The 25,143-nt window shown below is 58.3% G+C and carries 24 protein-coding genes and 1 tRNA gene; 10 read left to right on the plus strand and 15 right to left on the minus strand.

Going from position 1 to position 25,143, the window contains the following annotated elements; all coding sequences use genetic code 11:
• Position 1: 1 nt before the first annotated feature.
• Positions 2-1,309 (plus strand): serine hydrolase, encoded by a 1,308-nt coding sequence (locus tag BVU99_RS06375; protein WP_060447916.1) that lies wholly within the window; start codon positions 2-4, stop codon positions 1,307-1,309.
• Positions 1,310-1,375: 66 nt separating this feature from the next.
• Here the strand turns inward: BVU99_RS06375 and BVU99_RS06380 are convergent, their stop codons facing one another.
• The 8 genes from BVU99_RS06380 to BVU99_RS06415 all read right to left on the minus strand — a co-directional run bounded on the left by BVU99_RS06380 (position 1,376) and on the right by BVU99_RS06415 (position 8,817).
• Positions 1,376-2,125 (minus strand): glycosyltransferase family 2 protein, encoded by a 750-nt coding sequence (locus BVU99_RS06380; RefSeq protein ID WP_043143064.1) that lies wholly within the window; start codon positions 2,123-2,125, stop codon positions 1,376-1,378.
• Positions 2,126-2,228: 103 nt separating this feature from the next.
• The gene (gene lptG / locus BVU99_RS06385) at positions 2,229-3,308 is read right to left on the minus strand and encodes an LPS export ABC transporter permease LptG (protein ID WP_089196063.1); all 1,080 of its coding nucleotides are present in this window, start codon (positions 3,306-3,308) and stop codon (positions 2,229-2,231) included.
• Positions 3,305-4,375 (minus strand): LPS export ABC transporter permease LptF, encoded by a 1,071-nt coding sequence (gene lptF / locus BVU99_RS06390; protein WP_099817396.1) that lies wholly within the window; start codon positions 4,373-4,375, stop codon positions 3,305-3,307. Before lptF ends, lptG begins: the two co-directional genes overlap by 4 nt.
• Positions 4,376-4,403: 28 nt before the next feature.
• On the minus strand, positions 4,404-4,970 hold the full coding sequence (locus BVU99_RS06395; RefSeq protein ID WP_060447913.1) for a YtfJ family protein: 567 nt from the start codon (positions 4,968-4,970) through the stop codon (positions 4,404-4,406).
• Between the two features lie 20 nt (positions 4,971-4,990).
• Positions 4,991-5,860 (minus strand): hypothetical protein, encoded by an 870-nt coding sequence (locus tag BVU99_RS06400; RefSeq protein ID WP_099817397.1) that lies wholly within the window; start codon positions 5,858-5,860, stop codon positions 4,991-4,993.
• On the minus strand, positions 5,857-7,194 hold the full coding sequence (locus BVU99_RS06405; RefSeq protein ID WP_004935553.1) for a lipopolysaccharide biosynthesis protein: 1,338 nt from the start codon (positions 7,192-7,194) through the stop codon (positions 5,857-5,859). The genes BVU99_RS06400 and BVU99_RS06405 overlap by 4 nt, the downstream gene beginning before the upstream one ends.
• Before the next feature lie 72 nt (positions 7,195-7,266).
• Positions 7,267-8,061, minus strand: coding sequence for a hypothetical protein (locus BVU99_RS06410; RefSeq protein WP_043143074.1), 795 nt, complete (start codon positions 8,059-8,061; stop codon positions 7,267-7,269).
• Between the two features lie 30 nt (positions 8,062-8,091).
• Positions 8,092-8,817 carry a hypothetical protein gene (locus BVU99_RS06415; RefSeq protein WP_197759405.1) on the minus strand — a complete coding sequence of 242 codons (726 nt, stop codon included), beginning with the start codon at positions 8,815-8,817 and terminating at the stop codon, positions 8,092-8,094.
• A 371-nt stretch (positions 8,818-9,188) separates the two neighbouring features.
• Here BVU99_RS06415 and BVU99_RS06420 point away from each other — a divergent pair, with 371 nt between their 5' ends.
• Positions 9,189-9,920 (plus strand): ATP-binding protein, encoded by a 732-nt coding sequence (locus BVU99_RS06420; protein WP_025303502.1) that lies wholly within the window; start codon positions 9,189-9,191, stop codon positions 9,918-9,920.
• Between the two features lie 68 nt (positions 9,921-9,988).
• Here the strand turns inward: BVU99_RS06420 and BVU99_RS06425 are convergent, their stop codons facing one another.
• Genes BVU99_RS06425 through BVU99_RS06440 form a run of 4 tightly spaced genes read right to left on the minus strand, consistent with a single transcriptional unit; the run spans position 9,989 to position 14,090 of the window.
• The gene (locus tag BVU99_RS06425) at positions 9,989-11,161 is read right to left on the minus strand and encodes an aminotransferase class I/II-fold pyridoxal phosphate-dependent enzyme (protein WP_025303501.1); all 1,173 of its coding nucleotides are present in this window, start codon (positions 11,159-11,161) and stop codon (positions 9,989-9,991) included.
• Complete coding sequence (locus BVU99_RS06430; RefSeq protein WP_015378483.1) at positions 11,148-11,408, minus strand: acyl carrier protein; 261 nt, start codon at positions 11,406-11,408, stop codon at positions 11,148-11,150. The genes BVU99_RS06425 and BVU99_RS06430 overlap by 14 nt, the downstream gene beginning before the upstream one ends.
• Before the next feature lie 31 nt (positions 11,409-11,439).
• Positions 11,440-12,354, minus strand: a complete 915-nt coding sequence (locus BVU99_RS06435; RefSeq protein ID WP_043143080.1) for an NAD-dependent epimerase/dehydratase family protein — start codon at positions 12,352-12,354, stop codon at positions 11,440-11,442.
• The gene (locus BVU99_RS06440; protein WP_099817399.1) at positions 12,351-14,090 is read right to left on the minus strand and encodes a fatty acyl-AMP ligase; all 1,740 of its coding nucleotides are present in this window, start codon (positions 14,088-14,090) and stop codon (positions 12,351-12,353) included. The genes BVU99_RS06435 and BVU99_RS06440 overlap by 4 nt, the downstream gene beginning before the upstream one ends.
• Before the next feature lie 738 nt (positions 14,091-14,828).
• On the opposite strand from BVU99_RS06440, the gene BVU99_RS06445 reads away from it, so the two are divergent.
• From BVU99_RS06445 to BVU99_RS06455, 3 genes are all read left to right on the plus strand, one after another.
• A complete protein-coding gene (locus tag BVU99_RS06445) occupies positions 14,829-15,953 on the plus strand; it encodes a hypothetical protein (protein WP_025303498.1) in 1,125 nt (374 codons plus the stop codon).
• Between the two features lie 219 nt (positions 15,954-16,172).
• Positions 16,173-16,538: a diacylglycerol kinase gene (locus BVU99_RS06450; protein WP_004935528.1), complete on the plus strand. Its 366-nt coding sequence runs from the start codon at positions 16,173-16,175 to the stop codon at positions 16,536-16,538.
• A gap of 103 nt (positions 16,539-16,641) precedes the next feature.
• Positions 16,642-17,541: a LysR family transcriptional regulator gene (locus BVU99_RS06455; protein ID WP_046896395.1), complete on the plus strand. Its 900-nt coding sequence runs from the start codon at positions 16,642-16,644 to the stop codon at positions 17,539-17,541.
• On the opposite strand, the gene BVU99_RS06460 is transcribed toward BVU99_RS06455, so the two are convergent.
• Positions 17,516-18,322 carry a substrate-binding domain-containing protein gene (locus tag BVU99_RS06460; protein WP_099817400.1) on the minus strand — a complete coding sequence of 269 codons (807 nt, stop codon included), beginning with the start codon at positions 18,320-18,322 and terminating at the stop codon, positions 17,516-17,518. The two genes, BVU99_RS06455 and BVU99_RS06460, sit on opposite strands and share 26 nt — an antisense overlap.
• A gap of 26 nt (positions 18,323-18,348) precedes the next feature.
• Positions 18,349-19,644, minus strand: a complete 1,296-nt coding sequence (locus BVU99_RS06465; RefSeq protein WP_099817401.1) for an MFS transporter — start codon at positions 19,642-19,644, stop codon at positions 18,349-18,351.
• Between the two features lie 438 nt (positions 19,645-20,082).
• Here BVU99_RS06465 and BVU99_RS06470 point away from each other — a divergent pair, with 438 nt between their 5' ends.
• From BVU99_RS06470 to BVU99_RS06480, 3 genes are all read left to right on the plus strand, one after another.
• On the plus strand, positions 20,083-20,436 hold the full coding sequence (locus BVU99_RS06470; RefSeq protein WP_025303493.1) for a type II toxin-antitoxin system RelE/ParE family toxin: 354 nt from the start codon (positions 20,083-20,085) through the stop codon (positions 20,434-20,436).
• A gap of 4 nt (positions 20,437-20,440) precedes the next feature.
• Positions 20,441-20,743 carry an XRE family transcriptional regulator gene (locus BVU99_RS06475; RefSeq protein ID WP_016927038.1) on the plus strand — a complete coding sequence of 101 codons (303 nt, stop codon included), beginning with the start codon at positions 20,441-20,443 and terminating at the stop codon, positions 20,741-20,743.
• 423 nt (positions 20,744-21,166) lie between these two features.
• Positions 21,167-22,375, plus strand: coding sequence for an aldose 1-epimerase family protein (locus BVU99_RS06480; RefSeq protein WP_089196055.1), 1,209 nt, complete (start codon positions 21,167-21,169; stop codon positions 22,373-22,375).
• A gap of 73 nt (positions 22,376-22,448) precedes the next feature.
• On the opposite strand, the gene BVU99_RS06485 is transcribed toward BVU99_RS06480, so the two are convergent.
• Positions 22,449-22,524, minus strand: a tRNA-Asn gene (locus BVU99_RS06485).
• Positions 22,525-22,980: 456 nt separating this feature from the next.
• Here BVU99_RS06485 and BVU99_RS06490 point away from each other — a divergent pair.
• Both BVU99_RS06490 and BVU99_RS06495 read left to right on the plus strand, forming a co-directional pair.
• Complete coding sequence (locus BVU99_RS06490) at positions 22,981-24,099, plus strand: branched-chain amino acid ABC transporter substrate-binding protein (RefSeq protein WP_099817402.1); 1,119 nt, start codon at positions 22,981-22,983, stop codon at positions 24,097-24,099.
• A 125-nt stretch (positions 24,100-24,224) separates the two neighbouring features.
• Entirely contained in the window at positions 24,225-25,139 is a 915-nt protein-coding gene (locus BVU99_RS06495) for a branched-chain amino acid ABC transporter permease (protein WP_004928592.1), read from the plus strand.
• Positions 25,140-25,143: the final 4 nt, after the last annotated feature.

The following is a 25,143-nucleotide window of genomic DNA, read 5'->3' on the forward strand; positions in this document are numbered from 1 at the left end:
TATGAAAAGCAAAGTGTTTAACCGTAGCCTGCTGGCGGGCGTTGTCATCAGTCTCTGCAGCGGCCTGTTGGCGCCCGCCGCCCTGGCCGCCTGTGCGGGCACCGAACTCAGCGCCTGTCCCGCACCTTTTGATGCGCAATTGCCGGACACGCACAAGATGCTCACCTGGAGCCAGAGCGATCGGGTGATCGGTTTTCGTAACGACTACCGCAACTATGCCGGGGATGTGTTTCATCACGGCAATGCCGCACCGCTGCCGGCTGCCGCTAAACCGTTAAAGGACGCCAGTTATCGGGTGAATGGCAAAACCTACAGCCTGCAGGACTATCTGCAGCGCCAGAACGTCAGCGGCATGCTGGTATTGAAAGACGGCAAAATCGCCTGGAAATATCTTGGGGAGGGCAATACCGACGCCACGCTGTGGACGTCGCGCTCGGTGGGCAAATCCGTGGTCGCCACGCTGGTGGGCGTGGCGATTAAACAGGGCAAAATCCGCTCGCTCGACGATCTCATCACGCAATACGAACCCGATCTGAAAGGCACCGCGTGGGACGGCGTGACCCTCAGGCAGCTGATCACCCACACCTCCGGCGTGGCGTGGAATGAGGATTACACCAACCCGAAATCGGACTTCGCGCAGCTGACCGAGTGTGAAGCCAGGCCCGGCACCTACGCCTGCGTGCGCAAGCTGGTGGCCGGCTTGCAGCGTGCGCACCCTGCCGGGCAGAACTGGTCTTACTCCTCCGGCGGCGCGTGGCTGCTGGGCGACGTGCTGGAGCGCGCCACCGGCATGCCGCTGGCGGCCTATCTGCAGCAAAGCATCTGGCAGCCGTACGGCATGGCGAGCGACGGCGTGTGGCATGCCTACGCCAAAGGCCAGCACGACGTGGGCGCGCACGGCTTTAACGCCACGCTGGAAGACTGGGGGCGCTTCGGCGAGTTCATTCTGCATAATGGGACGTTGCCGAACGGCAAACAGATCTTGCCGGAAGATTGGGTAGCCCAGTCGTCCAACTGGACGCGGGCGGTGGGCTCGGTGTCGGCGGCGCATCCCAACGGCATTTACGGATTCCAATGGTGGAACAACGAAGTGCCGGTGAATGCGACCAACGTTGAGCCTGTTCCGCAGGCCTCCCTCAAGCATTCCCTGTGGGCGCTGGGGATCTTCGGCCAGATGATTATGGTCAATCAGGCGGAGAATCTGGTGATCGTCCAGTGGTCCACCTGGCCGCAGGCGGAGCCTTCTTTCAGCGCGCAACCGCTGGAGGCGTCGCTGATGTTTAGCGCGATAGCGAAGGAACTGCGTTAAGCCCGCGGAGCGAGCAGGGGCTGGATGGCGGTTGTCATTCAGCCCCTATTTCTGCCCTTAACGCTATCAATCTTTGCCATACCAAGATTTAAAATACTTTAGGAAACTGTAGGCCACGGCATAAAACCCAGTAACGGCGCCGACTTTGCCTTCCTTCCATGCGCCGCTCAGTACGTACCATTTGAAAAACGCGCCGATCGCGCTTACGACGCCACGAAATATCGAGGGCCTGATGTCTCTGTATTTGACTACCCTTGTCGTATAGCTATTGAGCTTATTGAGTATTTCATGGAGAGAATAAAAAGTATCGTGCTTAACATTGCCGGGAATGACCGACGTGTGAATATAGCCTTCAGCGGCATCATCTACCGGAGCATCATTGAACCTGACCTGTGTTCTATTGAACAGTCGAACGGGGTAGTCCGGTGAGGAGATGGGATAAATCGTTCTGACGGGCTGCCCGAGTACAAACCAATTCCTTTTTATTCTATAGGCTTGCTGTGGTGGCGGGTTTGCCTGCGATTTGAATGTTAAAATGGACGCTATGGTTTCGGCATCAAGGATTTCGTCGCTGTCCAGGCACAGTACCCAATCATGGTGAGATTGAGAAATCGCAAAGTTCATTTGTCGTCCATGCGTTTCGAAACGATGGTAAATAGGGCTTATTCCAAAGCTTTGGCAAATAGACAGCGTTTTATCCGTACTTCCGGAGTCCACCACAATCCACTCATCCGCAATGCCCATGAGTGGAGAAAGCACCTCGTGTAATAAACGAGAGGAGTTAAAAGTCAGTATACAAACAGCTATCTTTGCCATTAACTAACATCCTTAAAAATCGCTGAGCAGGTGAGCGCGTAATGTTTTCTCTGGAATGGAAATTGCGATTCTCTTCTTATCCCTTATCAACCTCGGAAAATGCCTAACCCCGCCGATCAAACCGATAAACCAGCGCCAGCGACAATGCCAGGAGTAAAAGCGGCGGGGCGAGGGCGGTGAAGGGCGCGTTGAGGGCGAACAGCAACCCCAGATTGAGGACGATCTGGTAAGCGATGTAGGTCAGCAGCCCGATGATGACGCCGAGCGCTAATCGGCTGCCCATGCCGGGCGCGCGCGGGGCGGTGAAGGTAAACGGGATGGCCAGCAAAATCATCGCCAGCACCAGCAGGGGCTGGCCGAGTTTTTTCCACAGCGCCAGGCGGTATTCGGTGCTGGGCTGCCCCGAGCCCTGCAGGTAATCGATATAGCGATCCAGCTGTTGGAGCGAGAAGCTGCCGGCCGGCAGGGTCAGCTCTTTCAGGCTCGGCACGGCGAACAGCGAGCGCCAGAGCAGGCTGTCTTGCCGCTGAATCGTCTCCTTTCTGCCTTGCCAGCTTTTTTGCATCACGTTGTGCAGCAGCCAGCTGCCGTCGGCGGCGGTGCTGGCGCTGTCGGCGTAAATGTAAGATTCCAGCGCGTGGTTGGCCTGATAGCGGAAGATCTCAATGCCGTGGGGCTGGTCGTTCTCATCGACGGTTTTGACCGTCACAAACTCGTTGCCGCGCCGCGCCCACAGCGGGTTAACGGTGACGTCGTTATCGTTCGACTGCGCCAGCGCGTTGTTCTTTATCTGCAGCGCGCGTTGCTGCAGCGGCGAAGCGGCCCATTCATCGAGGGCGCCGAGCGAGAGGTTCATCAGCAGCCCGGCGGCGAGCATCACCAGCGCGATGCGGAATATCGACATCCCGGCGGAGCGGATCGCGGTCAGTTCCAGACTCTTGGAAAGCTGCCCCAGCCCGACGATGCCGCCGAGCAGCGCGATAAACGGCCCCAGATCGACCAGGCTGCGCGGCAGGGTCATCACGGTCACCAGCAGCGCCTGCTGCCAGCGGTAGCCGCCCGGAGTGACGTCCTCCAGCTCGTTGATCAGCGTAAAGGTGGTGAACAGCGGGATGAGCAACCCGGCCGCGGCGGCGAAGCCGATGAACACGTTGCGCATTAGGTAGCGGCTAAAAATAGTCATCGGGAGGGTTTCCGCAGCAGGGATAAGTCGCGCGCCAGCAGCAGGGCGATGCCGACAGCCATCGCTATCGGCACCAGCCAAACGCCGGGGATCGTTGGCAGAGAGCCGTTGGCCACCAGCGTGCGGCAAATGTTGCCGCCATAGAAAATTACGGTAAACAGCACCGTGAGGGGCAGCAACGCGGCGTAGCGACCCTGCCGCGGCTTGATGCGGCTAAAGGGGATCGCCAGCAGCACCATCAGCACGGTGGTCAGCCCGCGGCTCTCGCGCCATTGCAGTTCGGCGGCGTCGCCCGGATCGGCGGAGCGCGCCAGTTCCGCCGGCGAGGCCGACTTGTGCCGGCTCTCGGCGCTGGGCACGAACGGTTTAAGCGCGATGTCAAAGTTGTCGTAATTCTGGCCGTTGTCGTCGGCGCCCTCACGATCCAGCACATAGGCGGTGCCGGTTTTCAGCCGCACGGCGGGGCTGGCGGGAGAGGCGTCGAGCACCTCCACCGACTGCGCGCGGTACAGGTTGGTGTGATGGCCGCCGCGCACATAAATCAGGGCGTCCGTCAGGTGGTTGGCCGTTTTGTCGACGTGATTGGCGAGGATCATGCGGCCGTTGCCGCTGACGTTGAATTTGTCGGCCTGCAGGTGGCTCACGTCCAGCACCGATTGCGACTGTTGCTGCAGCTGATAAATATTGGCGTACGCCCAGGGCCTGCCATACAGCGACAGCAGCGTGACCGCTATCGCCAGCGGCACGGCGAGCAGCAGCACCGCCTTATACAGCCGCAGCGGGCTGGCGCCGGCGGCCAGCATGGCGGTGATCTCCGCATCGCTGTACAGCTGGCTCAGCGCCACCGCCACCGAGACATACAGCGCGACGGGCAATATCATCTCCAGCGCGATCAGCGATTTATAGAAAACCACGTCGGCCACCACCCGCAGCGCCAGCGTGCCGTTGGCGGCGTCGGTCAGGTAGCGCTGGGCGGAGTAGCTGGCGAACATGAAGATCAGAAACCCGGCGATCATCATCACCAGGCGGCGGATCTCAACCGTGATATAGCGTTCAATCAAAGACATGCGTCATCGGCTCCCGGCGGCGTGCGCTTCATGGCGTCTCCTGCGCGATCAGGGTGCGCAGCAGGGCGATCACCTGGTCAACTTCCTGCGGGGTGAGTGCGCCGTCCTTCGCCCACTGCACGCGCCCGGCCTTATCCAGCACCACGATGGTGGAGCTCTCCTCCGGCAGCCGCCAGGCCATGCGCCCCAGCCCGTCGCTGTCGACGATGAACTGCGCCCAGGGGTAATGGCGTTTGTTTTTCTCGATCTTGCCGCGCACGAAGAAGCCGGAACCCGGTATCGCGTCGTCGGTGTTGACGATGGTGGTCGGCTGGAAGCGATCGCCCGGCAGGTTCGCGTCCTTAACGGCGTTGATCAGCAGCGAGTTCTTCTTTTTGGCTGAGGTGCGCCCGGCGATGTACTGGATCACCCGCACCTTGCCCGCCAGTTTTGCGCTGTTCCACGGCCGGTAGCTGAAATCGCCGTTGCGCAGCAGCAGCTCGCCGCGATCGGCGATGGCGATCGGCGCCACCGGCCGGCCATGCACGAAGTTATGCGCAGATGCCGCCAGCGGCGACAGCAGCAGCGCAAGGGTCAGCAAGCGACGTAACGTCATCATGGCTCCGTGCAACCCGCTTATCTGCCCGCCGCGATGGCCGGCTGGGAAAACGACAGCGGAAAGCGCGCCAGCAGCAGCTCCAGGCGCTGGCGGATGTCGATATCCAGGATCGCCGGCCGGTCATAGATATCGCCGCCGGCCAGCTTGTCCGCCACCATCACGTCGTGCCGGTCGCCCATCAGGCCGTTAATCGCCGCTAGGAAGCGCGAGATCTGCCGGGCCTCGCGGTTGTCGGGATCGATCGATCTTTGCGTGTCGTAAAACGACACCTGGCGGCTGACGATTTTGCGCACGTCGTGAAACTGATGCCCGGTCAGCGCCGGGCCGGCGATCAGCGTTTGCAGCTGGCGCATCTGCTCCTGGCGGTAGGTGATAAAGCCCTGTGCGCTTTCCAGCCGGGTGTGGCGCAGCGCATAACGCACGTATGACCACACCGGCTTGCTGAGCAGCAGCCGCAGCAGGTTGCCGTACAGCGTGAGGTTCTTCTGGTTGCCGTTGCGAAACGCGTCCTGAAAATGGCCGAGTACCACGGTGGTGGTGTGGAACAGGCGGTTGGCGCGGTGGGGGGCGCCGTACAGCTGCTGGGCGAAGCGCAAGTGCTTATAGCGGGCGCGGATATATTTGTAGCGCATGCGCGTAGCCGCCGCCAACTGCGGGTCTTGCAGGAAACCGTTCACCAGTTGCAGCAGCTCGCGGCGGGAAAAGCCGTCTTCCCAAAACTGCAGGCATAGCGCGTAGTTGTCCCGGATGCTCTCGGGGGAGCATTCCAGATCGATCTGCTGCGGCAGGCTGATATTCGCCTCGACCAGGTCATCCTCTTCCACCGCGACAAACAGCGCCTGGGTGGTTTCGGCGGAGAACTTCTTCCAATTCGTGATAGCGGTCATTGATTACTCTCTTTGGGCACATTCAGCCCCAACATAAAGCGATTGCGGTAGGCGCCGATCGTCGGTATCAGGGATAACAGCACGTCTAAACATTGCCCCAGTAAATAAGCGAAGGCGGCGCCCTGCACGCCGAAGGCATACGCCATCGATACCAGCAGCGCAATGTAGGCCGCCGAGGCCGTCGCCTGCGCGATCAGGAAAGCGCGCTGCTTGCCTGCCATAAACAGTAAGGATTCCTGCGGGAAGCCCATCATGGAGACGATGATCGCGCCCAGCATGATTTGAATCAGGTCATAGGCTTCCAGGTATTGCTGCCCGAAGACGGCGGAAATGAGCGGTTTGCCCACCAGCAACATCAACACCGCGACGGCCAGGCCGATGCCGCCGGCCAGCAGCGAGGAGCGCAGGCCCAACAGCCACGGGGTTTTGGTGCGCGGATCCAGGCGCATGATCTCGGGATAGAAGCTTTTTTCCAGCAGCTTGGCCGGGGTGCCCGTCGCATCGAAGAAGGTCATGGCGATCTTGAACAGCCCGGCGGCGGCCGGCCCGAGCACCACGCCCACCAGCACGGTGGTGCAGGAGTTGCGCGCGGCCCAGATGGTATGGGCAATGTTGGTGGTCCAGACGAAGTTCCAGGCGCCCTCGATGCGGCGCGCGACGTTGAACAGGCGTGGCCTCAGCGCGCCGTGGATATCGCGGCGGCGCAGTTCGCGCGCGGTGAACCACCAAAACAGCGTGCCGCCGATCAGGTTAGAGGCGTACCAGGTGACGATAAAGCCGGGGAACCCCAGATCGAAATAATAGGAGATGACGCTGCCCACTGCCTGCAGGAACGGCTTGATCGCCTGCTGGATGGCGATGAGATCGAAGCGGTTGAAGGCGCGCAGCACGCCGGTCGGCGTGGACGAGGTCATCGACGGGATCAGGGTGCAGTACAGCATGGCGAGCCAGAAGCTTTCGCTGTCCAGCCCCAGGGCGTGAGACAAGAACGGCAGCATGATCATGCCGCCCAGCACGGCGATGACGCCGCTGGCGATATCCAGGCCAAAGGAGAAGGCGACGACGTCGCGGAAGCGCCCGGTATTTTGATGCTCCAGCGCCGGGGTGCCGAATTGCACCACAAACTGCCAGGTCTGGAATTTGATGAAATCGCTGACCGCTTTGGTGTAGGCCTGGATCACCACCAGCACGCCGAACATTTCAGGCGACATGCCTTTCCCGGCGCAGGAGAGCGCCAGCAGGCCGAGCAGCGCGCTGGCGACGCTGCCGGAGCCTAAATAGGCGGCATTACGTAAAATGGAGCGAAACGCGCCATCGGAAAACCACCGTTTCATAACCAAAACCAGCCGTTATCGTTGTTTTGCTGCATTTTTTGTTCCGCCGTCATGCGCTTGCCCTGTGTGCGTTTAATAAACCTGAGTTTCTTCGCCGGCGTTTTCGCCGGGTTGCCCGATATCGCTCTGTGGGCGCTTCGCGGGATTCACTACGGCGGAAATGGCGTTGAGCGCGTTGCTCAGCACCTCGTCGTAAGGGGCTCTGGCGTCCAGCTCGATGATGCGCGCACCGTTGTACTGCAGGCGCACCATGGCGGCGATCTTGTCTTTCAGCTCTTCATAGCTGTGATCGGGCTTGCGGGAAAACGCCGTATCGACGTCGATATCAAGGCGAATGATCAGCGCCGGCCGATAGACGGCCATGCGTTGATATAAACGGCGTTCGCGCGCCGCCAGGCGGCTCAATAGCCAGCCTTTTGCGCGTTCCACGCCGATGCCGGGCCCATCGTAGTAAAAACCTGAAATTTCCGCCTGCGGGTAGCGATCGCTGACCACCAGCACGCCGCTCTGCGCCAGCCGTCGCACCTTGCGCAGGTTGGCGGCGCGCCACAGCGAAAAGCCGTACATGATCAGCGCCGCCCACAGCGCCGGCGGCCTGTTGCTCATGCGCTGGGTTTTATCGGATTTGGCCGCGAGGCGCCGTTCCAACCACACGCCGATGAACGGCAACTTCTTGATTTTGTCGCCGTCTTCGCCGGAGATCAGCCCCAAATAGCGGCGCTCCGTGGGGCGATGTTGCTGCAGGTTTTTCACCAGATCGGCGGTCAGCGTGGACTTGCCCGTGCCGTCGCTGCCCACCACGGCAATCAGCCCGGTGATGCAGGTGGGAGAGGTATCCTGTTCGGCGGTGAGTTTATTTTTTTTCATCTGTTTCGGTACGAAAAGGTTATTTGGCGGCTAGGCATTAGCGGCCCTCAGCGATATTTTAACGGCGCGCAGTGAGGCATCGAAAATACGGTTAGCCGGCTCGCGGCCGTCTAAATCCAATATGTTAGCGCCATTAAACGTCAGGTGCGGGATGACGGCGATCTTTTCACGCAACGCCGCCAGCGAGTGATCGGGTTTACGTGAATAGGCCGTTTGTTCGTCAATATCCAGCCGAATTAATAATAAGGGCTGATAAGACGCCATCCATTGGTACAGCTTTTGTTCGCGCTTTCTCAGCCCGCGGATCCAGCTATTGCCGCCGGTGGTTTTCGCCAGCTGCGGGCCATCGAAACGAAACCCCGCCACTTCGGCCTGCGGATAACGATCGGTGATCAGCAATGCGCCGCTGCGGCTTTTCTTCAGCATGCGACGGAATTTATAAACGCGCCAATAGGAGAGTAAAAAAATTACCAGCGCCGTGGCATTATCCGGCGGTGTGGAAGGGCGCTCATGCACGCGTTCCGATTTCTTCAGCAAATAACGCCCGAAGGGCGCGCCAATAATCGGCAGCGAACTGATCCATTCGCCGATGCGCCCGGAAGACTGGCCGAGATACAGCAGTTCGGCAGGTTCTTGTGCCGATAACGCGTTGACCAGGCTGGCAGCTAACGTGGATTTTCCCGAGCCGTCACAGCCGGTTATCGCTATTACGCGCACGGGCGAGCGATCAGATGAAGGTCTTATCTGCTGACTCACAATAATTGATCCAATGCGAAAAAAACTATTGTATTCCAATACGCCTTGGGTTCAAGATATTTATTGTGCTTTGCTGCGATAAAATAATGAGATTGGTATTCTTGTTCGCTATTTGAATTGATATTTATGGCGTTCGTTCTTGTTATTTTGTGCTAATTGTTCGTGCGCGCGCCGGTTTCGCTTTTTATGTTAATTTCCGGTAGGGCTCACGGTGAAAAAAGAGCAGAGGTTTTCAATTTTCGCTTAATATTTTGTGCTTTTTGGCGCCGCGCTACGGTAGATTTTTTCACGTAGCCGCCACGGCAATGATAAGCGACAGGTCGCTTCAAATATGGCACGCCGTTTCTGGTGTATTGAAAGAGAGTCTTATTATGAGTGCAAAATTTCCGCCGCTGATTGCGGTTATCGGCAGCGACGGATCGGGTAAGTCCACCGTTTGTGAACATCTGATCGCGTATATGAAACATTATGGCCCGGCGGTGCAAGTGCATCTGGGCAAACAGGCGGGCAACGTCGGCCGCGCGGCGGCGAAATTGCCGCTGCTCGGGCGCTCGGTGGGCAAGGCTATCGAGAGTAATACCAAAAAAGTCAAAACGAAAAAATCCCGCATCGGCCTGTTGCCGTCGGCGGTGATCATCGCTTTCGTGGGGCGGCGGCTGCTGCGTTTCCGCCGCATGCTGGCGTACCGTCGGCAAGGGTTCATCGTGTTGACCGACCGTTTTCCGCAGGCGCAAATCCCCGGCGCTTACGACGGTACGGTTTTTCCCGTCGACGTGGAAGGGAGCCGTTTTGTCCGTTGGCTGGCGGCGCGGGAGCGGGCGGCGTTCCAATGGATGGCGGGGCAAAAACCGGATCTGGTACTCAAGCTGAATGTCAGTCTGGACGTGGCCTGCGCGCGTAAACCCGATCACCGCAAAGCGGCGTTGGAGAAGAAGATCGCCGTCACGCCGTTATTGACGTTCGAAGGCGCCGACATCGTGGATCTCGATGCCGATCGGCCGATCGAGGAGGTGCTTTCGGCGGCGGAAAAAGCCATCGGGGAATTTATGGCGGCGCAGGGTTATCGCTATTCGGCTGATGGGGTATCAACGGCTGCGCACTGAGGTGCGCAGCGATTCGGCAGGGCGGCGATACCATTTTGGCACCGCCGCCGCGGCCGAGAGGGAAGGCTTTATTTTTTCAGCGCCGCAAAGGCGCGCACGATGGCGTCTATCTCTTCATCGCTGTGCGCGGCATTGACGCTGCAGCGCAACAGGGTGACGCCCGCCGGTGCGGCCGGTGGCAGCACCAGGTTTACATACACCCCGTGGGCGATCAGCTCGCGCCAGAAACGCAATCCTTCTTCTTTTGAACCGATCATCACCGGCACCACCGGGCTGATGCGCGGCCCCAGGGTATACCCCAGTTCGGCGAGGCCGTGGTACAGACGGTGCGCGTTGCTCCACAGCTTTTCCCGCAGCTCGGGATGGCGCGCGATTTTTTGCAGCGCCGTGCGCACCGATGCGATGCTGGACGGCGACGGCGAAGCGGTAAAGATATACGGCCGGCTGCTGTAGCGCAGCACGTCCATCCCTTTGCCGCCGACGGCGAAACCGCCGATCGAAGCCAGGCTTTTGCTGAAGGTGCCCAGGATAATATCCACGTCTTGCTCGACGCCGAGCGCTTCGGCCAGGCCGCGGCCGTGCTCACCCATCACGCCGAAGGAGTGCGCTTCGTCGACCAGCAGATAGCCGCCGAGCCGCCGCTTGATATCGACGATTTCCACCAGCGGGGCGACGTCACCCAGCATGCTGTAGATGCCTTCCACGATAATGATCGCCTCGCGGGCCCGCTCGCCCAGGCGCACCATGCGGCGCTCCAGATCGGCGGCGTCATTGTGGCGGAAGCGAATAATCTCCGCGCCGCCGAGGGCGCAGGCGTCGTAAATGCTCGCGTGGCTGTCCGCGTCGATCAACACCACGGCGCCCGGCCCCGCCAGGGTGCTGATGACGCCCAGGTTGGCGGTATAGCCGGTGGAGAAAACGATAGCGCTTGGGCGATCGAAGAATTCCGCCAGCTCCCGTTCCAGCGTCAGGTGCGATCCGTAGCTGCCGTTCGCCATGCGCGAGCCGGTGGTGCCGGTGCCGAGCGCGGCCAGGGCCGCCTGGCCGGCGGCGATCGCCTGCGCATCGAACGTCAGGCCAAGGTAATTATTGGTGCCGGCGAGGACAATCTTTTGATCGCCGATGCGCCCCTGGGTGGCGGAATAGACTTCGTCGATGCAGGTGCCGAACGGATTCAGACCGGACGTTTGAAATTGCTCACGGTCATTGGCGAGCCGCGCAAACTTATCATACAGTCCCATGGTTTTTCTCCAGATAAGGGCGCAGCGCGTCAAGCAGTTGCTCCGGCGTTCTGACATCAAGCAATATATTGATAGGAATGGAGATATCTAATTCATCTTCCAGCATCATCAGCAGATCCAAGACTCTGATGGATTCCAGGCCAAGATCATTGACGAGATCGCTATCAGGTTTTATTTCCACTCCGCCTTCGACGATACCTTGCAAACACGTCAGGATATAATCCATTACAGCATCGCGATTTAGCATAAGAACGTTGACACACCTCTAATTGGAATTATTAAAACAGCCCTTCGCGCAGTGCGCGCTCCAAACTTACCTGTGGAAACCAATTAATCTGTTGCGACAGCGCGTGATTACTGGCGGACCAGTCGTGATGCGTTAATTCTCGTATTTTGCTGCGCGTCAGCATCGGCTCTTGTTTGACCAGGCGGTTCCACACCACGCTGATATCCGCCAGGGCTTTCAGCAGCGGCAGCGGAATGCCCACCAGACGCACTGGCCCGTGACGCACGGCGGCGCCGATATCGCGCAGGCGCAGCCAGTTATAGCCTTCGGCCACGCCGTCGCACAGTTCGTAAATATTCGGCTGCGCGGGTTCGGCCTGCACCCATTGGCTGACCGCCTTTGCCAAATCGCTCACGTGCAGAAAAGTGAGCTTGGCCTCAGGCGCGCCCAGCCGGGGCAGTACGCCGCGCAGCAGGCCGTTGAACAGCGGTTTCAGCTCTTTATCGCCCGGCCCGTAAACCGCCGTTGGGCGGAAAATCCCCAGCGCGATATCGCCGGAGGCGGCGATGAGTTGCTGCTCGGCGGCCTGTTTTGAATGGGCGTACCAGGACAGCGCCGGATGGCGGGCCGCCAGCGACGACATGAACAAGAAACGATTGCAGCGGCCGTTTTGCCTGGCCGCCTGCATCAGGTTCAGGCTGCCGGTGACGTTGCAGCGGGTGAACACCGCTTCCGCATGCCCGCGCACCTGGCCCGCACAATGCACGACGTATTCTGCGCCGCGCACCAGCTCGGTGAGCGAGGGCCGATCTTCCAGCGCGCCGGGGATCCACTGCAGGTTGTCCGCAGCGGCTTTTCCGGCTTGCCGCGTCAGGGCGCGCACGTTAAACCCTTGCGCCAGCAGTTCCTGGACGATATGCCGGCCGATAAAGCCGGTCGCGCCCGTCACTGCGACGGTGCCGCTCATTGCGCGAAACCGGCCAGCTGCGGCATTTGCGGATAGAGCGAAGCGCTCAGCCAGCGTTTTTTGGCCTCCGCACGGGCGGGTTTGCCCGATGACGTGCGGGGAATGCTGTGCGGCGGCAGCAGCTCGATGTCCACCGCAATGCCGAACTCGCTTTGAATGCGCGCGCTCAGCGAATGCACGATTTGTTCTCGGCGTTCTTCTGAACTGACTCGGCACTGGATTTGCAAAATGATCCTGGCCGCTTCGTCGTGTTCTTCAGTCACGAAGGCAATCGCATCGCCGGAACGGATTTCCGGTTCGGATTCCGCGACGTACTCGATATCCTGTGGCCAGATATTGCGGCCGCGAATGATGATCAAGTCCTTCTTGCGGCCGGTGACGTACAGATAGCCGTCCAGCAGGTAGCCCAGATCGCCGGTATCCATCCAGCCGGTCACCTGAATTTGCTTCTGAGATTCATCGTCGCAGAAATAGCCGTTCATCAGGCTGGGGCCGGAAATCGTGATATGGCCGACCTGGCGCTCCGGCAGCGCTTGCCCGGTTTCGCTGCGGATCTCGATGCGGTGGCCGGGCAGCGCACGGCCGCAGTTGACGAAGGTCGAGACGGCGCGGGTTTTTTTGCCCGGCGCGACCGCTTTACCCTCGTACTCCAAAATATCGCGGTCGACTGCGTTGGTTTGCGGGCCGGAGCAAGGATCGGAAAAGCTCACCGCCAGGGTGTTCTCGGCCAGGCCGTAACACGGCATGAAGGCTTTGCTGTCGAAGTTGATGCTGCTGAAGTGTTCGCCAAACTGGCCGAGCAGCTCGGCCGGGATCGGCTCGGCGCCTACGCCGGCAACCCGCCAGCTGGAAAGATCCAGATCGGCCAGCTCTTTGGCGTTGCTGCGGCGTAGACACAGATCGTAGCCGAACGGCGGGGCGACGGACACCGTGCCGCGATTCTTGGCGATCAGTTTCAGCCACTGCATCGGGCGCATGGCGAAATCTTGCGTGCGCAGATAATCGACGGACAGCTGGGTCGCTACCGGCGTCAGCAGGAAACCGACCAGGCCCATGTCGTGATAGAAGGGCAGCCATGAAACGCAGCGATCGCCCGCACGCAGCTTGATCCCGTCGCGGCTGATCGCGTTCAGGTTCGCCATGGCCGCCCGCTGGGTAATGATCACGCCGCGCGGAAAGCGGGTGCTGCCCGAGGTGTATTGGAGGTAGGCGATATCGTCGGGCGAAGGCGCGGGCAACGCGATCTCCGGCTCCGGCAAGGCGTTAAAATCCTCGTCGCTGAGGATGTGCATCGCCGACGTGTTTTCCGTAGCCGACGCGATGAGCGGTGTCCACTCTTCGCTGCTGATGATAGCCGCCGGGTTGCAACTGGCGATCAGCCCTTTCAGTTTGGCGGTGTAGGAGTCGCGCTGGCCCACGCCCATCGGGATCGCCAACGGTACCGCCACCAGGCCGGCATATTGGCACGCAAAAAAGGCTTCGACGAATCCCGCGCTGGTTTCGGCGATAAGCGCCACGCGATCGCCTTTCTTGAGCTTCAGGGACAATAAACGCCGCGCGCCCGAGATCGCTTTTTGCTGCAGCGTGCGATATTCGAGAACGGTCACGAGTTGATTGCGACGGTCGTAAAAATTCATTCCCGTATTGCCCAGCGCCGCGTAATCCAACGCGTCCACTAAAGTGGGGAAGTCCGCATAGCGCATAGGAAGAGAATGAACGGAACTTGTTTCAGACATAGACAAACTTAGCCATAGATTAAAAATCACCAAAAGAGAAAAATCACTCTTGGCGAGGTAATTGATGTTTTACTATGAATAGGTTTTTGAATAAGTTTGTTATTCAACCATCTTCATTCCGCGAACAGCGTATATTGCCGTGCTTGAGCGGCACGCCGGTTATTAACCGGTCAGAGCGCGAGTAGCCCGTGCTATCAGCCTGAACGGCACCCCGGCGATATACGAGAGGCTATTGTAATATCCGGGTTTCGCCGTTCTTTAGTCTGCATCTGTCGGGCAGGAAATAACTGTCGGCTCATAGGTTATGACCTCATGCATGGCTATCTTGGAACTTAAACACTTCCTAAACAGTATGCCGCAAGAAATCCAAAAGTGAACGATTCATTTAAGGCTAATCTTAAAAAGAGCATTAAGTGGTAAAGATGGCGACACACCTCCTGATTAAAGTCGGTACACTAAAAACGGCGAGTTTCTTTTGCCATAACAGCACGAAATAATAAAAGAGCACCATTAGCGTAGCCTGGCTGCGCCGCTTTCTGTTTCCTTTTTTTATCAATTATGGACATCACAGGGTGAATGTAGAGCCAATAATGCGCTGATTCACAGGGGGTAATATTCGGTTTTTCTTATCATTGAACCGGAGGCAATACACAATCCAATAAAAGAGAACAGCATAAAAAATGCTAAAGGCGTTGTCGCGCGCTCATTTAATTATTTTATTAAAACGTAAGGCTATTTATGATCCGTATTGAGAAAGTTCTGGATAAACGCGAACTTAAAGAATTTATTGCTTTTCCCTCGCAACTGTTTCGCGATGATCCGAACTGGATTGAGCCGCTGCATGTCGAGCGCGAAGAGCACCTGTCAAAGAAGAATCCCGGCACCGACCATATTGAATGGCAGGCATGGGTGGCCAAAAAACAAGGCAAAGTCGTTGGGCGCATCACGGCGCAAATCGATTCTCTGCACCGGGAGCTGCATGGCGAGGATACCGGCCACTTCGGCATGATTGACGCCGTTGACGATCCCGCCGTTTTCAGCACCTTATTCACGGTCGCGGAAGAGTGGCTGAGATCGAAAGGCGCGCGTAAAATCACCGGGCCATTCAGCCTCAATATCAATCAGGAAAGCGGCCTGTTGGTCGAAGGGTTCGATACCCCGCCTTCCGCCCTGATGACGCACGCGAAACCCTACTACGCGGCCCAGATAGCGCAACAGGGCTACAGCGAAGGGATTGATTTGCTTGCCTATTGGATGAAAAGAACCGATCTGCATTTTTCGCCGTCGCTGACCCGGATGATGGATCAGGTGCGCAAAAAGGTGACCGTGCGCCGCCTCAATCGCAAGCGCTTTCGCGAGGAGATGCAGGTGCTGCGCGAGGTGTTCAACTCCGGGTGGCAGCATAACTGGGGGTTTGTCCCGTTCACCGAGCATGAGTTCGCCACCATGGGGGATCAGCTGAAGTTTCTGGTGCCCGACGATATGATCCATATCGCCGAGGTGGATGGTGCCCCCTGCGCCTTTATTGTCGGCTTGCCAAACATCAACGAAGCGATTGCCGATCTGCAGGGGCGGTTATTGCCGTTCGGTTGGGCGAAGCTCTTGTGGCGGCTGAAAGTCAGCGGCGTGCGCACCGCGCGCGTGCCGTTGATGGGCGTGCGTCAGGAATATCAATTCAGCCGCATCGGGCCGATTATTGCGCTGTTGCTTATTGAGGCGCTGCGCGAGCCTTTCGCGAAGCGCAATATCGACGCGCTGGAAATGTCGTGGATCCTGGAAACCAATACCGGCATGCGGACGATTTTAGAACGCATCGGCGCAGTTCCCTATAAGCGCTACCGCTTGTTCGAGAAAACGCTTTAACCGGCTGATAACGCATCGCCTTTTCACGTTCTCAGAATAATAACCGCGGCAGGGTATTTTCGGGCGGTGCCGTTTCAGGGGCAGGGTGACGGCGCGTGAGGGAATGCATCACTTCCTGGAAGAGAACAGTTAAGGTCCTTAATTAATAAACTCGTGATAAATTCACGCCGCGTTATTTATTCGCGAGTGATTGTCGCAGTCTTGACGAGAGCAGATTGTATGCCTGTGGAAAAGAAAAAAGGAATAAGCCGATTAACCTACAGCATAAGGAATTCCTGGGCCGGGTTTATTGACGCCGTGCTTACCGAAGATGCGTTCCGCCAATTATTGGTTATTAACGCCATTTTACTGGTTGTTACATTTGGTTTAGATATTACAAATATAGAACGGCTGTTATTAATCACCTGCAGTTTTCTGCTATTGGTGGTTGAGCTGCTTAATACGGCGATTGAAACCGTGGTCGATCGCATTTCGCTGGAATTGCATCCGTTATCCAAACGCGCCAAAGATTTGGGCGGCGCAGCGCAGCTGGTGGCCGTGGTGATGACTATCATTATTTGGGGAATGGTGCTGCTGGGGCGATAGGGGCTTTGGTGGCTCAACCAGCAAGCCGGTTGCCGTGGCGATATAAGCGGTTATCATCGTTGTTTTGCGTCCTCTGCCATTTCAGCAAGGAGAGTTGGCCGTTATGCCCGTGAATTTTGATCTCAACGATCTTTATGCGTTTCGCGCGCTGGTGGAGTACGGCAATTTTCGGCTGGCCGCAGAGTCCATCTGCCTGTCGCAGTCGGCATTGAGCCGCAGGATTGAGAAGCTGGAAAACGCGCTGGGCATCAAATTGTTCGACCGCACCACCCGGCGCGTGACCTTGACGCTGTACGGGCAGGCCTTCGCCGAACGTTCGGAGCAGTTACTGATGAACGTCGAAGCGGTGATGGCCGATATCGATAAGGTCAGCCAGGAGCGGGTGGGGCTGGTCACCGTCGCCACGGTGCCATCGGCGGCCTACTATTTCATGCCCGACGTGATACGCCGTTTCCGGCTTCGCTATCCGCGCGTGCGCGTTAAGCTGATCGACGGCAGCGCAGGCAATGTCATCGAGGCGGTCACCGGCGGCCAGGCCGATTTCGGCATCTGCTTCGCCGGGCGGCTGCAGCCTAATCTTGAGTTTGTGCCGTTGGTGGGGGATGTCTACGTGGCCGCCTGCCGGCGTGACCATCCGCTCGCCGGTAAAAAGAGCCTCACCTGGCGGGAGTTTTATCAGCAGGATTACGTGTCGCTGGATAAAACCTCCGGCAATCGCAATCTGCTCGATCAGCGCCTGGAACACCTCGTGCCGGAACGCCCCAGCGTGTGTGAAACTCGCCATGTGACGACCATGCTGGGCATGGTTGAGGCGGGCATCGGCATTGCCGCCGTGCCCGCCATGTCGATGCCCGCTTCAGAGCATTCAGTGTTGACGTCGGTGCCGCTGGTCGATCCGGTGGTGAAACGCACCGTAGGCCTCATCAGACGCGGCGGCCGCATGCAGTCTTTCGTCGCCGCCGAGCTGGAAAAGCTGATTACTGAACAGTATCACTCTGCCTGACCGGCTGCGGCGCCGGCACGGTTCGCATGCCGGTCGCGCGAATGGTCGGCTGCGCCTGAGAGGAGGCGAGGAAGTCCAGCAGCGCTTTGCCTTCGCGGCGGTGCTCCGCCTTGGCGGTCACCGCGCCCGCGAAGCGGGTGATGTACTGCACGTTTTCCGGCAGCTCTCCGATAAAGGTCACGCCCGCCACGGGTAGCAATTCGCTGACCTGCTGGAAGCCGAGCGCGTATTTCCCCTGCGCCACTTCAGAGGCCACCGGGATGCGCTCAACCTTATGCGCCTTTCCTTTTACCTGTTCCTCGATACCCAGCTTTTTGAACAGTTGGCCGCTGACATAGCGGCCGCTGGCGCTGTCGGAATAGGCGAAAGAGTCCGCCTGCAGCAGGACCTTGCGCAGGTCGGCATCCGTTTTTATCACCGGCTTGGGCGCGCCCTGTTTGACCACCATGCCGATCGGCGAATCGGCCAGCTCCACGCGCGAACCCGGCTGGGTCCAGCGCTCTTTTTCCAGTTGGGTGAGCGCGTCGCCCACCATGATCAGCACATCGGCTTGCTCTCCGCGCGCTAACCGCGCGGGGATCGCCTGCGGCGTTTTGCCCATCGAGGGGCCGGACACCAGAATGATTTTGTCGCCGCTTTGGGCTTCATACTCCGGGGCCAGCTTCTCCAGCGCGGCTTTGAAGCCGCCGGAGATCATCACGGTCACGTCTTTGGCCAGCGCCGCCGTACTGCAGGAGGCGCACACCAGCGCGGCGAGGATCGAACGAGTGAGTTTTAGCATGACATCATTCCTTTTGAGATGGCGGCTTAGTGCGCGGTTTGCAGCGGCATGGCGATGCGGCGATACATATACAGCGTTGCCAGCAGGGCGCACAGCGCGGCGAAGCTCATCCAGTAGCCCGGTGAAGCCTTGTCGCCGGTGTATTCGATCAACGCGGTGGAGACTACCGGCGTAAAGCCGCCGAACACCGCCGTCGCCAGGCTGTAGGCCAGCGAGAACCCGGCCACCCGCACTTCCGTTGGCATGATCTCCGTCAAGGCCGGGATCATCGCGCCGTTGTAGAGGCCGTAAATGAAGGACAGCCACAGCAGCACGGCCAGCATCATGCTGAAGCTGGGGGCGGCGGCGAGCAGGCTCAGCGCCGGGTAGGCGGTGGCCAACGTCAGCAACGTCATGGCGACCAGCACCGGTTTGCGGCCGAAGCGATCCGACAGCGCGCCGCCGATGGGCAGCCAGATGAAGTTGGAGATCGCCACCAGCAGGGTGACCAGCAAGCTGTCGGAAGCGCTGAGCAGCAGCACCTTTTTGCCGAAGGTCGGCGCATAGACGGTGATGAGGTAAAACGCGGTGGTGGTCATGGCGACCATCAGCATGCCGGCGATCACCACCGGCCAGTTTTTCAGCAGGGTTTTAAACACGTCGCGCATCGCCAGGTGGTGACGGCGAGCGGTAAATTCCTGCGTCTCTTCCAGCTTGCGGCGCAGGAAGAAGATGAAGGGAACGATCAGGCAGCCAAACAGGAAAGGCAGGCGCCAGCCCCATTCGCGAATGGCGCTTTCTTCCAGCGCCGCATTGAGCGCGAAGCCCATGGCTGCCGCCACCATGATAGCCACCTGCTGGCTGCCGGACTGCCAGCTGGTGTAGAAGCCTTTACGGCCCGGCGTGGCGATTTCAGCCAGATAGACGGACACGCCACCCAGCTCCGCGCCCGCCGAGAAGCCTTGCAACAGACGCCCGCACAGCACCAGCAGCGGCGCCCAAAGCCCGATGCTTTGGTAAGAGGGGATCAGCACGATCAGGAAGGTGCCAGCGGCCATGATCGACAGGGTCACGATCAGCCCTGTGCGGCGGCCGACTTTATCGATGTAAGCACCTAGCACGACAGCGCCGATCGGGCGCATCAGAAAACCGGCGCCGAATACCGCGAAGGTCATCATCAGCGAGGCAAATTCGCTGCTGGCCGGGAAAAAGGTGTGTGCGATGTAGGTAGCGTAAAAGCCGAACAGGAAAAAATCGAACTGTTCTAAAAAGTTGCCGGAGGTGACGCGCAGTATCGCGCCGGTTCTGGCCCTGATGGTCATGGGTGAGGTAGAGGAATGCATCTTTATCTCCAGTTTGTTATTGGCGCTTGACGCCGCGCCTGTTGCTGAAGACTCGCTCAGGAAAATAAACTAAATAAGCGCAATAAACGCATGACGCGATGCGTTTGACGCATCAATCGGCGTTAACAATGTTGCCTAACCCGATGTAACGTGGCGTTAACAAGTTTGTCGCTCATTGCCCGCTGCGCAGAACGCCGAAAACGTTATGCGCTTTTTGTGACAGGGTTCATAAAGGGGCGGCGGGGAAGCGCCCCGTGCCTCTGAACGATTGTTCGATACCGTACGTAAAAAGATGAATACCTCGCACTGCGTTTGCAAAATACGTGGATGTACGTTCAGCCTTGCAGTATCCACGTATGCCTTTGCATGTTATCCCTGCGCCTCTCTGCTATAGCTTTACATCTATATAGTTACTGATCTATATTTTAGGGAGGTCCCGTGTGGGAAATTAAAACAACGGATGCATTTGATCATTGGTACAGATCGCTCAGCGATGCCGATCGGGCCGGCGTACTTGCCGCATTGATGGTCCTGCGGGAAAAGGGGCCGGGGCTGCCCAGACCCTATGCCGATACGGTTAAAGGCTCACGTTACAGCAATATGAAAGAGTTGCGCATTCAGTGCCGAGGCGAACCGTTGCGGGCATTCTTCGCTTTCGATCCGTACCGTATTGGCATTGTGCTTTGCGCGGGCAATAAAGCCGGTAATGAAAAGCGTTTTTACGATCGGATGATCCAGGTTGCCGATCGGGAATTCACGAACTGGCTGAACACATTAAACGAGAAGGAGTGACGCGATGGGCAGAACGTTGGAACAGCTTATTGCGGATGAAAAGCCCGAGGTCGTGGCCAAAGCACAGGCGCTGGCGGCGGACATCATGCTGAACATTCACCTTGCCGAGCTGCGTGAAAAAGTACAGAAAACGCAGGTTGAAATGGCGCAGGCGCTGGGGATCAGGCAGCCGACCGTTGCCGTGATGGAAAAACCGGGCCGCGATCTGAAACTGTCTTCGCTTAAACGCTATGTTGAGGCGGCCGGCGGCAAACTGCGCCTGGACATCGAACTGCCGGACGGCTCTCACTACGAATTTGTGCTGTAAGCGCTAACGGCAGAAAAGCAAAAGCCCGCTCAGGTTTCCCCGAGCGGGCTTTGCGTACCTGGGATGCTTTGAAACAACCAGGCGGCCGTAAAAGCAAAGAGGCGCAAGACGGGCAGGCTGTCTGAGCACTTTCGTTTGGGCCGGATAGCGTTAAACAAGCCACGCGCACTCCCTTTGCGATGTCTTGCTTGCCCGTAACTGTCTCCTTGCTCCTTAGCTGAAACGATACAAATTATATTGATAAGTAGCTCGTTTCATGTGCAAAAACTCAACGTCTTTCATTAAAACTGCGATGAAATTCGTATTTTTATCGCGCTATTTCGTCAAATACTCACCCGGTGAAGCTCATCACATTTCTTTAACCTGCTTAACAGTAGATTTTCCTTGTTTATAAAAAATCGATTCAGCTAAAGGGGAAGGGAAATGAAAAAGACATGGGTGATGGCGGTGTTTTCGGCCCTGATTTCAGGGCAGGCTGCGGCGCAGAGTTGGGTGCTGACCAGCGCTGAAGATGGCGTGGAGAAAGGAAACTGGAAGATTTCGAGCGAGGCGCTGAAGGTGAAGGATAAAACGTTCAGCATTGAGCAGAAAGTGTTGCACGGCGGTAAGCAAGAAGGCAGCAAAGTCGTGATTATCCGCAGCGAGGATGGCCTGACCATCACGCTGAGTCCCACTCGCGGCATGAACCTCCTGCGGGCAGAAGGCTTTGGCGCGAAAATGGGATGGGATTCCCCGGTCAAAGAGGTGATCAACCCCGCCTTTATCAACCTGGAAAGCCGCAATGGGCTCGGCTGGCTGGAAGGTTTCAATGAGATGATGGTGCGTTGTGGCTATGAGTGGACCGGTCATCCGGTGACCGACGCAGGGCAAATTTACACGTTGCACGGCAAAGCGGGCAATACGCCGGCCTCGCGGGTTGAGGTTGAGGTCGCGGATACGGCGCCGTATGAAATTCGTGTTCGCGGCCTGATCAAAGAGAGCACATTCAAAAAAGCCGATCTGCAAACCCTGACCGAATTGCGCTATGTGCCCGGCAGCAACAGTTTCCGCCTGCATGATGTGTTAACCAACCGGGCGGATTATCCCCATGACTACCAGATTATTTATCACAGCAATTTCGGCGCACCGATTCTGGAAAATGGCGCCCGCTTCCTGGCGCCGATGGCCAGCATCAGCCCGTTTAACGACTATGCCAAAGCCGGGCTGAAGACCTGGGCAACCTATGCCGGTCCAACCAAAGGGTTCGATGAAATGGTCTTTAACATTAAGCCCTTATCGGATCCGAATCATCAGACACTGGCGGCGCTGGTCAATAACGCGGGCGACAAAGGGGTGGCGATTCAGTTCGATACCCGCCAGTTGCCCGTCCTGACGCTGTGGAAGAATACCGATACGTTAAAACAGGGGTATGTCACGGGGATTGAGCCGGGCACCAGTTATGCCTACCCGGTCACTATCGAGCGCGAACAAAAACGCGTTAAGCAGCTGCAGCCAGGCGCCAGTGCGCAGTTTGATCTGACCTATACCTTGCTGCACAGCAAAGCGCAGGTGGCGGATCTGGAGCAGAAGATTGCGGATATTCAGGGCAAGGTAAAAATTGATGAGAATGACGCGCCGATAGCCAAAGAGTAACGCTGCCTGTCGATGCATTTAGCGTTAAAGCAAAAAGCCCGCTTAAGTTTCCTTAAGCGGGCTTCTCTAAATATGGCTCCTCTGACTGGACTCGAACCAGTGACATACGGATTAACAGTCCGCCGTTCTACCGACTGAACTACAGAGGAATCGTGTGAACGGGGCGAATAATAGCGGGGCGCCTGGGGTTTGTCAAAGCGCTAAACTGCAAAAAAAGTGCGTTTGCTGAGGGAATGAGCACCTTGCGCTGTTTTTCGGCATTTTCCATCGCTATGCGTTGATTTTTGCATCCCCAATCGTTTTGACGCCGCTTGCACACGCCTTTGCACGGCGATGGTGCAGGGCCGTTCTCCCCCCCATACTTCCTCTCGCGTTAGCCGTATTGCCCAGTCCCCGGCTAACGCCGCCACACGCCGCGCCGCAACTGATATGTAGGATGAATAAGCAAACAATATGTATTCGTCGTCACAATGGCTGGATTTTTGCTTACCCATTTTTGGGGAATGCGACTGCGCTCTCAAGAAAATTATTTTCCCCGTCTACACATAAAGTGACTGATCCGCGCCCCAGGGCGTTTCGCTACAACAGTGCTGAGGAAGATAACAATGTCATCGAAATCGATAAAAAGTCCGCTCGCTGCTTTGCTCATCGGTTGTTTAGGTACGGCGTTTTCCGCGCAGGCCGATATTGTCATCGGCGTCGCTGGGCCGTTCTCCGGGCCGAACGCCACTTACGGCGATCAGTATTGGCGCGGGGCTTCGCAGGCGGCGGCGGATATCAACGCCGCCGGCGGCATCAAAGGGGAAAAAATCAAGCTGGTGCAGGGGGATGACGCCTGCGAACCGAAACAGGCGGTCGCGGTCGCCAACCGGCTGGTGGATCAGGACAAGGTCTCGGCGGTGGTCGGCCACTTCTGCTCCTCTTCCACCATGCCCGCCTCCGAGGTGTATGACGAGGCCGGCATCATCGCCATTACCCCCGGCTCCACCAACCCGCAGATCACCGAGCGCGGCATGAAGACGATGTTCCGCATGTGCGGGCGCGACGATCAGCAGGGGGTGATCGCCACCAACTACATGCTGGATACCCTGAAGGCCAAACGCATCGCGGTGATCCACGATAAAGACACCTACGGCCAGGGGCTGGCGGACGCAGCGAAGGCGGCAATGAACAAGCGCGGGGTCAAGGAAGTGCTGTATGAGGGGCTGTCGCGCGGTGAGAAAGACTTCAACGCGCTGGTGACCAAGATCGCCTCGGTCAAGCCGGACGTGGTCTACTTCGGCGGCTGCCATCCGGAAGCCGGGCCGCTGGTGCGCCAGATGCGCGAGCAGGGCGTGACCGCCAAGTTCTTCTCCGGCGACTGCGTGGTGACCGAAGAGCTGGTGACCGCCGCCGGCGGGCCGCAGTACACCAACGGCGTGCTGATGACCTTCGGCAACGATCCGCGTCAGATCGCGGAAGGCAAGGCGGTGATCGCCAAGTTCCGCGCCAGCGGTTTTGAACCGGAAGGGTACACCCTCTACTCCTATGCCTCGATCCAGGCGATCGCCGCCGCCTTCAACGCCACCGGCGGCAAAGACAGCGCCAAGGCCGCCGAATGGCTGAAGTCGCACGACGTCGACACCGTGATGGGCAAAAAAGCCTGGGATCAGAAGGGCGACCTGAAGGTCTCGGACTACGTGGTCTATCAGTGGGATGACAAGGGCAAATATCACCAGCTTTGAACAACCCAATACTGACGTTGTGACTCTATGACAGACGGGCTCGCCGCCCTGGCGAGCCCGTTCCGCGATGACCTTTGGGCCGCGTCGGACTGCGTTGGCGGCCTTACCAGGCGAGACTGCTCATTATGGATGTATTCTTTCTGCAACAGCTGATCAACGGCCTGACCCTCGGTGCGGTGTATGGCCTGATCGCCATCGGCTACACCATGGTTTACGGCATCATCGGCATGATCAACTTCGCTCACGGCGAGGTGTACATGATCTCCGCCTACCTGTGCGCCATCGGTTTGGCGCTGCTGTCGTTCTTCGGGCTGCACTCGTTCCCGTTGCTGATCCTCGGCACGCTGGTGTTCACCATCGTCATCACCGGGGTGTACGGCTGGGTGATCGAGCGCATCGCCTACAAGCCGCTGCGCAACTCCACCCGCCTGGCGCCGCTGATCTCCGCCATCGGCATGTCGTTAATCCTGCAAAACTACGCGCAGATAAGCCAGGGGCCGCGCCAGCAGGGCATCCCGACGCTGCTGAGCGGCGTGTTCCGCCTGGAGTTCGACGGCGGCGTGGTGCAGATCACCTACACCAAGGTGTTCATTCTGGTGGCGTCACTGCTCGGCATGGCGATCCTCACCTACATCATTCAGCGTACCCGGCTAGGGCGCATCTGCCGCGCCACCCAGCAGGATCGCAAAATGGCCTCGATTCTCGGCATCAATACCGATCGGGTGATCTCGCTGGTGTTCGTGATCGGCGCCGCCATGGCCGGGCTGGCCGGGGTGCTGATCACCATGAACTACGGCACCTTCGATTTTTACGTCGGCTTTATCATCGGTATCAAGGCCTTCACCGCCGCGGTGCTGGGCGGCATCGGTTCGCTGCCGGGCGCGATGCTGGGCGGGCTGCTGCTTGGGGTGGCGGAGGCGCAGTTCGCCGGTATGGTGAACTCGGATTACAAGGACGTGTTCTCCTTCGGGTTGCTGGTGGCGATCCTGATCTTCCGTCCGCAGGGCCTGCTTGGCCGGCCGCTGATCGCCAAGGTTTAAGGAG

The sequence above is a fragment of the Serratia sp. OLAL2 genome (assembly GCF_002752475.1).
GTDB classification, from domain to species: domain Bacteria; phylum Pseudomonadota; class Gammaproteobacteria; order Enterobacterales; family Enterobacteriaceae; genus Serratia; species Serratia bockelmannii.

Excerpts from the sequence above, each read along its gene's own strand:
- BVU99_RS06375 (WP_060447916.1), top strand. The coding sequence starts at position 2 with ATGAAAAGCAAAGTGTTTAACCGTAGCCTGCTGGCGGGCGTTGTCATC.
- BVU99_RS06380 (WP_043143064.1), bottom strand. The coding sequence starts at position 2,125 with ATGGCAAAGATAGCTGTTTGTATACTGACTTTTAACTCCTCTCGTTTA.
- lptG (WP_089196063.1), bottom strand. The coding sequence starts at position 3,308 with ATGACTATTTTTAGCCGCTACCTAATGCGCAACGTGTTCATCGGCTTC.
- lptF (WP_099817396.1), bottom strand. The coding sequence starts at position 4,375 with ATGTCTTTGATTGAACGCTATATCACGGTTGAGATCCGCCGCCTGGTG.
- BVU99_RS06395 (WP_060447913.1), bottom strand. The coding sequence starts at position 4,970 with ATGACGTTACGTCGCTTGCTGACCCTTGCGCTGCTGCTGTCGCCGCTG.
- BVU99_RS06400 (WP_099817397.1), bottom strand. The coding sequence starts at position 5,860 with ATGACCGCTATCACGAATTGGAAGAAGTTCTCCGCCGAAACCACCCAG.
- BVU99_RS06405 (WP_004935553.1), bottom strand. The coding sequence starts at position 7,194 with ATGAAACGGTGGTTTTCCGATGGCGCGTTTCGCTCCATTTTACGTAAT.
- BVU99_RS06410 (WP_043143074.1), bottom strand. The coding sequence starts at position 8,061 with ATGAAAAAAAATAAACTCACCGCCGAACAGGATACCTCTCCCACCTGC.
- BVU99_RS06420 (WP_025303502.1), top strand. The coding sequence starts at position 9,189 with ATGAGTGCAAAATTTCCGCCGCTGATTGCGGTTATCGGCAGCGACGGA.
- BVU99_RS06425 (WP_025303501.1), bottom strand. The coding sequence starts at position 11,161 with ATGGGACTGTATGATAAGTTTGCGCGGCTCGCCAATGACCGTGAGCAA.
- BVU99_RS06430 (WP_015378483.1), bottom strand. The coding sequence starts at position 11,408 with ATGCTAAATCGCGATGCTGTAATGGATTATATCCTGACGTGTTTGCAA.
- BVU99_RS06435 (WP_043143080.1), bottom strand. The coding sequence starts at position 12,354 with ATGAGCGGCACCGTCGCAGTGACGGGCGCGACCGGCTTTATCGGCCGG.
- BVU99_RS06440 (WP_099817399.1), bottom strand. The coding sequence starts at position 14,090 with ATGTCTGAAACAAGTTCCGTTCATTCTCTTCCTATGCGCTATGCGGAC.
- BVU99_RS06445 (WP_025303498.1), top strand. The coding sequence starts at position 14,829 with ATGATCCGTATTGAGAAAGTTCTGGATAAACGCGAACTTAAAGAATTT.
- BVU99_RS06450 (WP_004935528.1), top strand. The coding sequence starts at position 16,173 with ATGCCTGTGGAAAAGAAAAAAGGAATAAGCCGATTAACCTACAGCATA.
- BVU99_RS06455 (WP_046896395.1), top strand. The coding sequence starts at position 16,642 with ATGCCCGTGAATTTTGATCTCAACGATCTTTATGCGTTTCGCGCGCTG.
- BVU99_RS06460 (WP_099817400.1), bottom strand. The coding sequence starts at position 18,322 with ATGCTAAAACTCACTCGTTCGATCCTCGCCGCGCTGGTGTGCGCCTCC.
- BVU99_RS06465 (WP_099817401.1), bottom strand. The coding sequence starts at position 19,644 with ATGCATTCCTCTACCTCACCCATGACCATCAGGGCCAGAACCGGCGCG.
- BVU99_RS06475 (WP_016927038.1), top strand. The coding sequence starts at position 20,441 with ATGGGCAGAACGTTGGAACAGCTTATTGCGGATGAAAAGCCCGAGGTC.
- BVU99_RS06480 (WP_089196055.1), top strand. The coding sequence starts at position 21,167 with ATGAAAAAGACATGGGTGATGGCGGTGTTTTCGGCCCTGATTTCAGGG.
- BVU99_RS06490 (WP_099817402.1), top strand. The coding sequence starts at position 22,981 with ATGTCATCGAAATCGATAAAAAGTCCGCTCGCTGCTTTGCTCATCGGT.
- BVU99_RS06495 (WP_004928592.1), top strand. The coding sequence starts at position 24,225 with ATGGATGTATTCTTTCTGCAACAGCTGATCAACGGCCTGACCCTCGGT.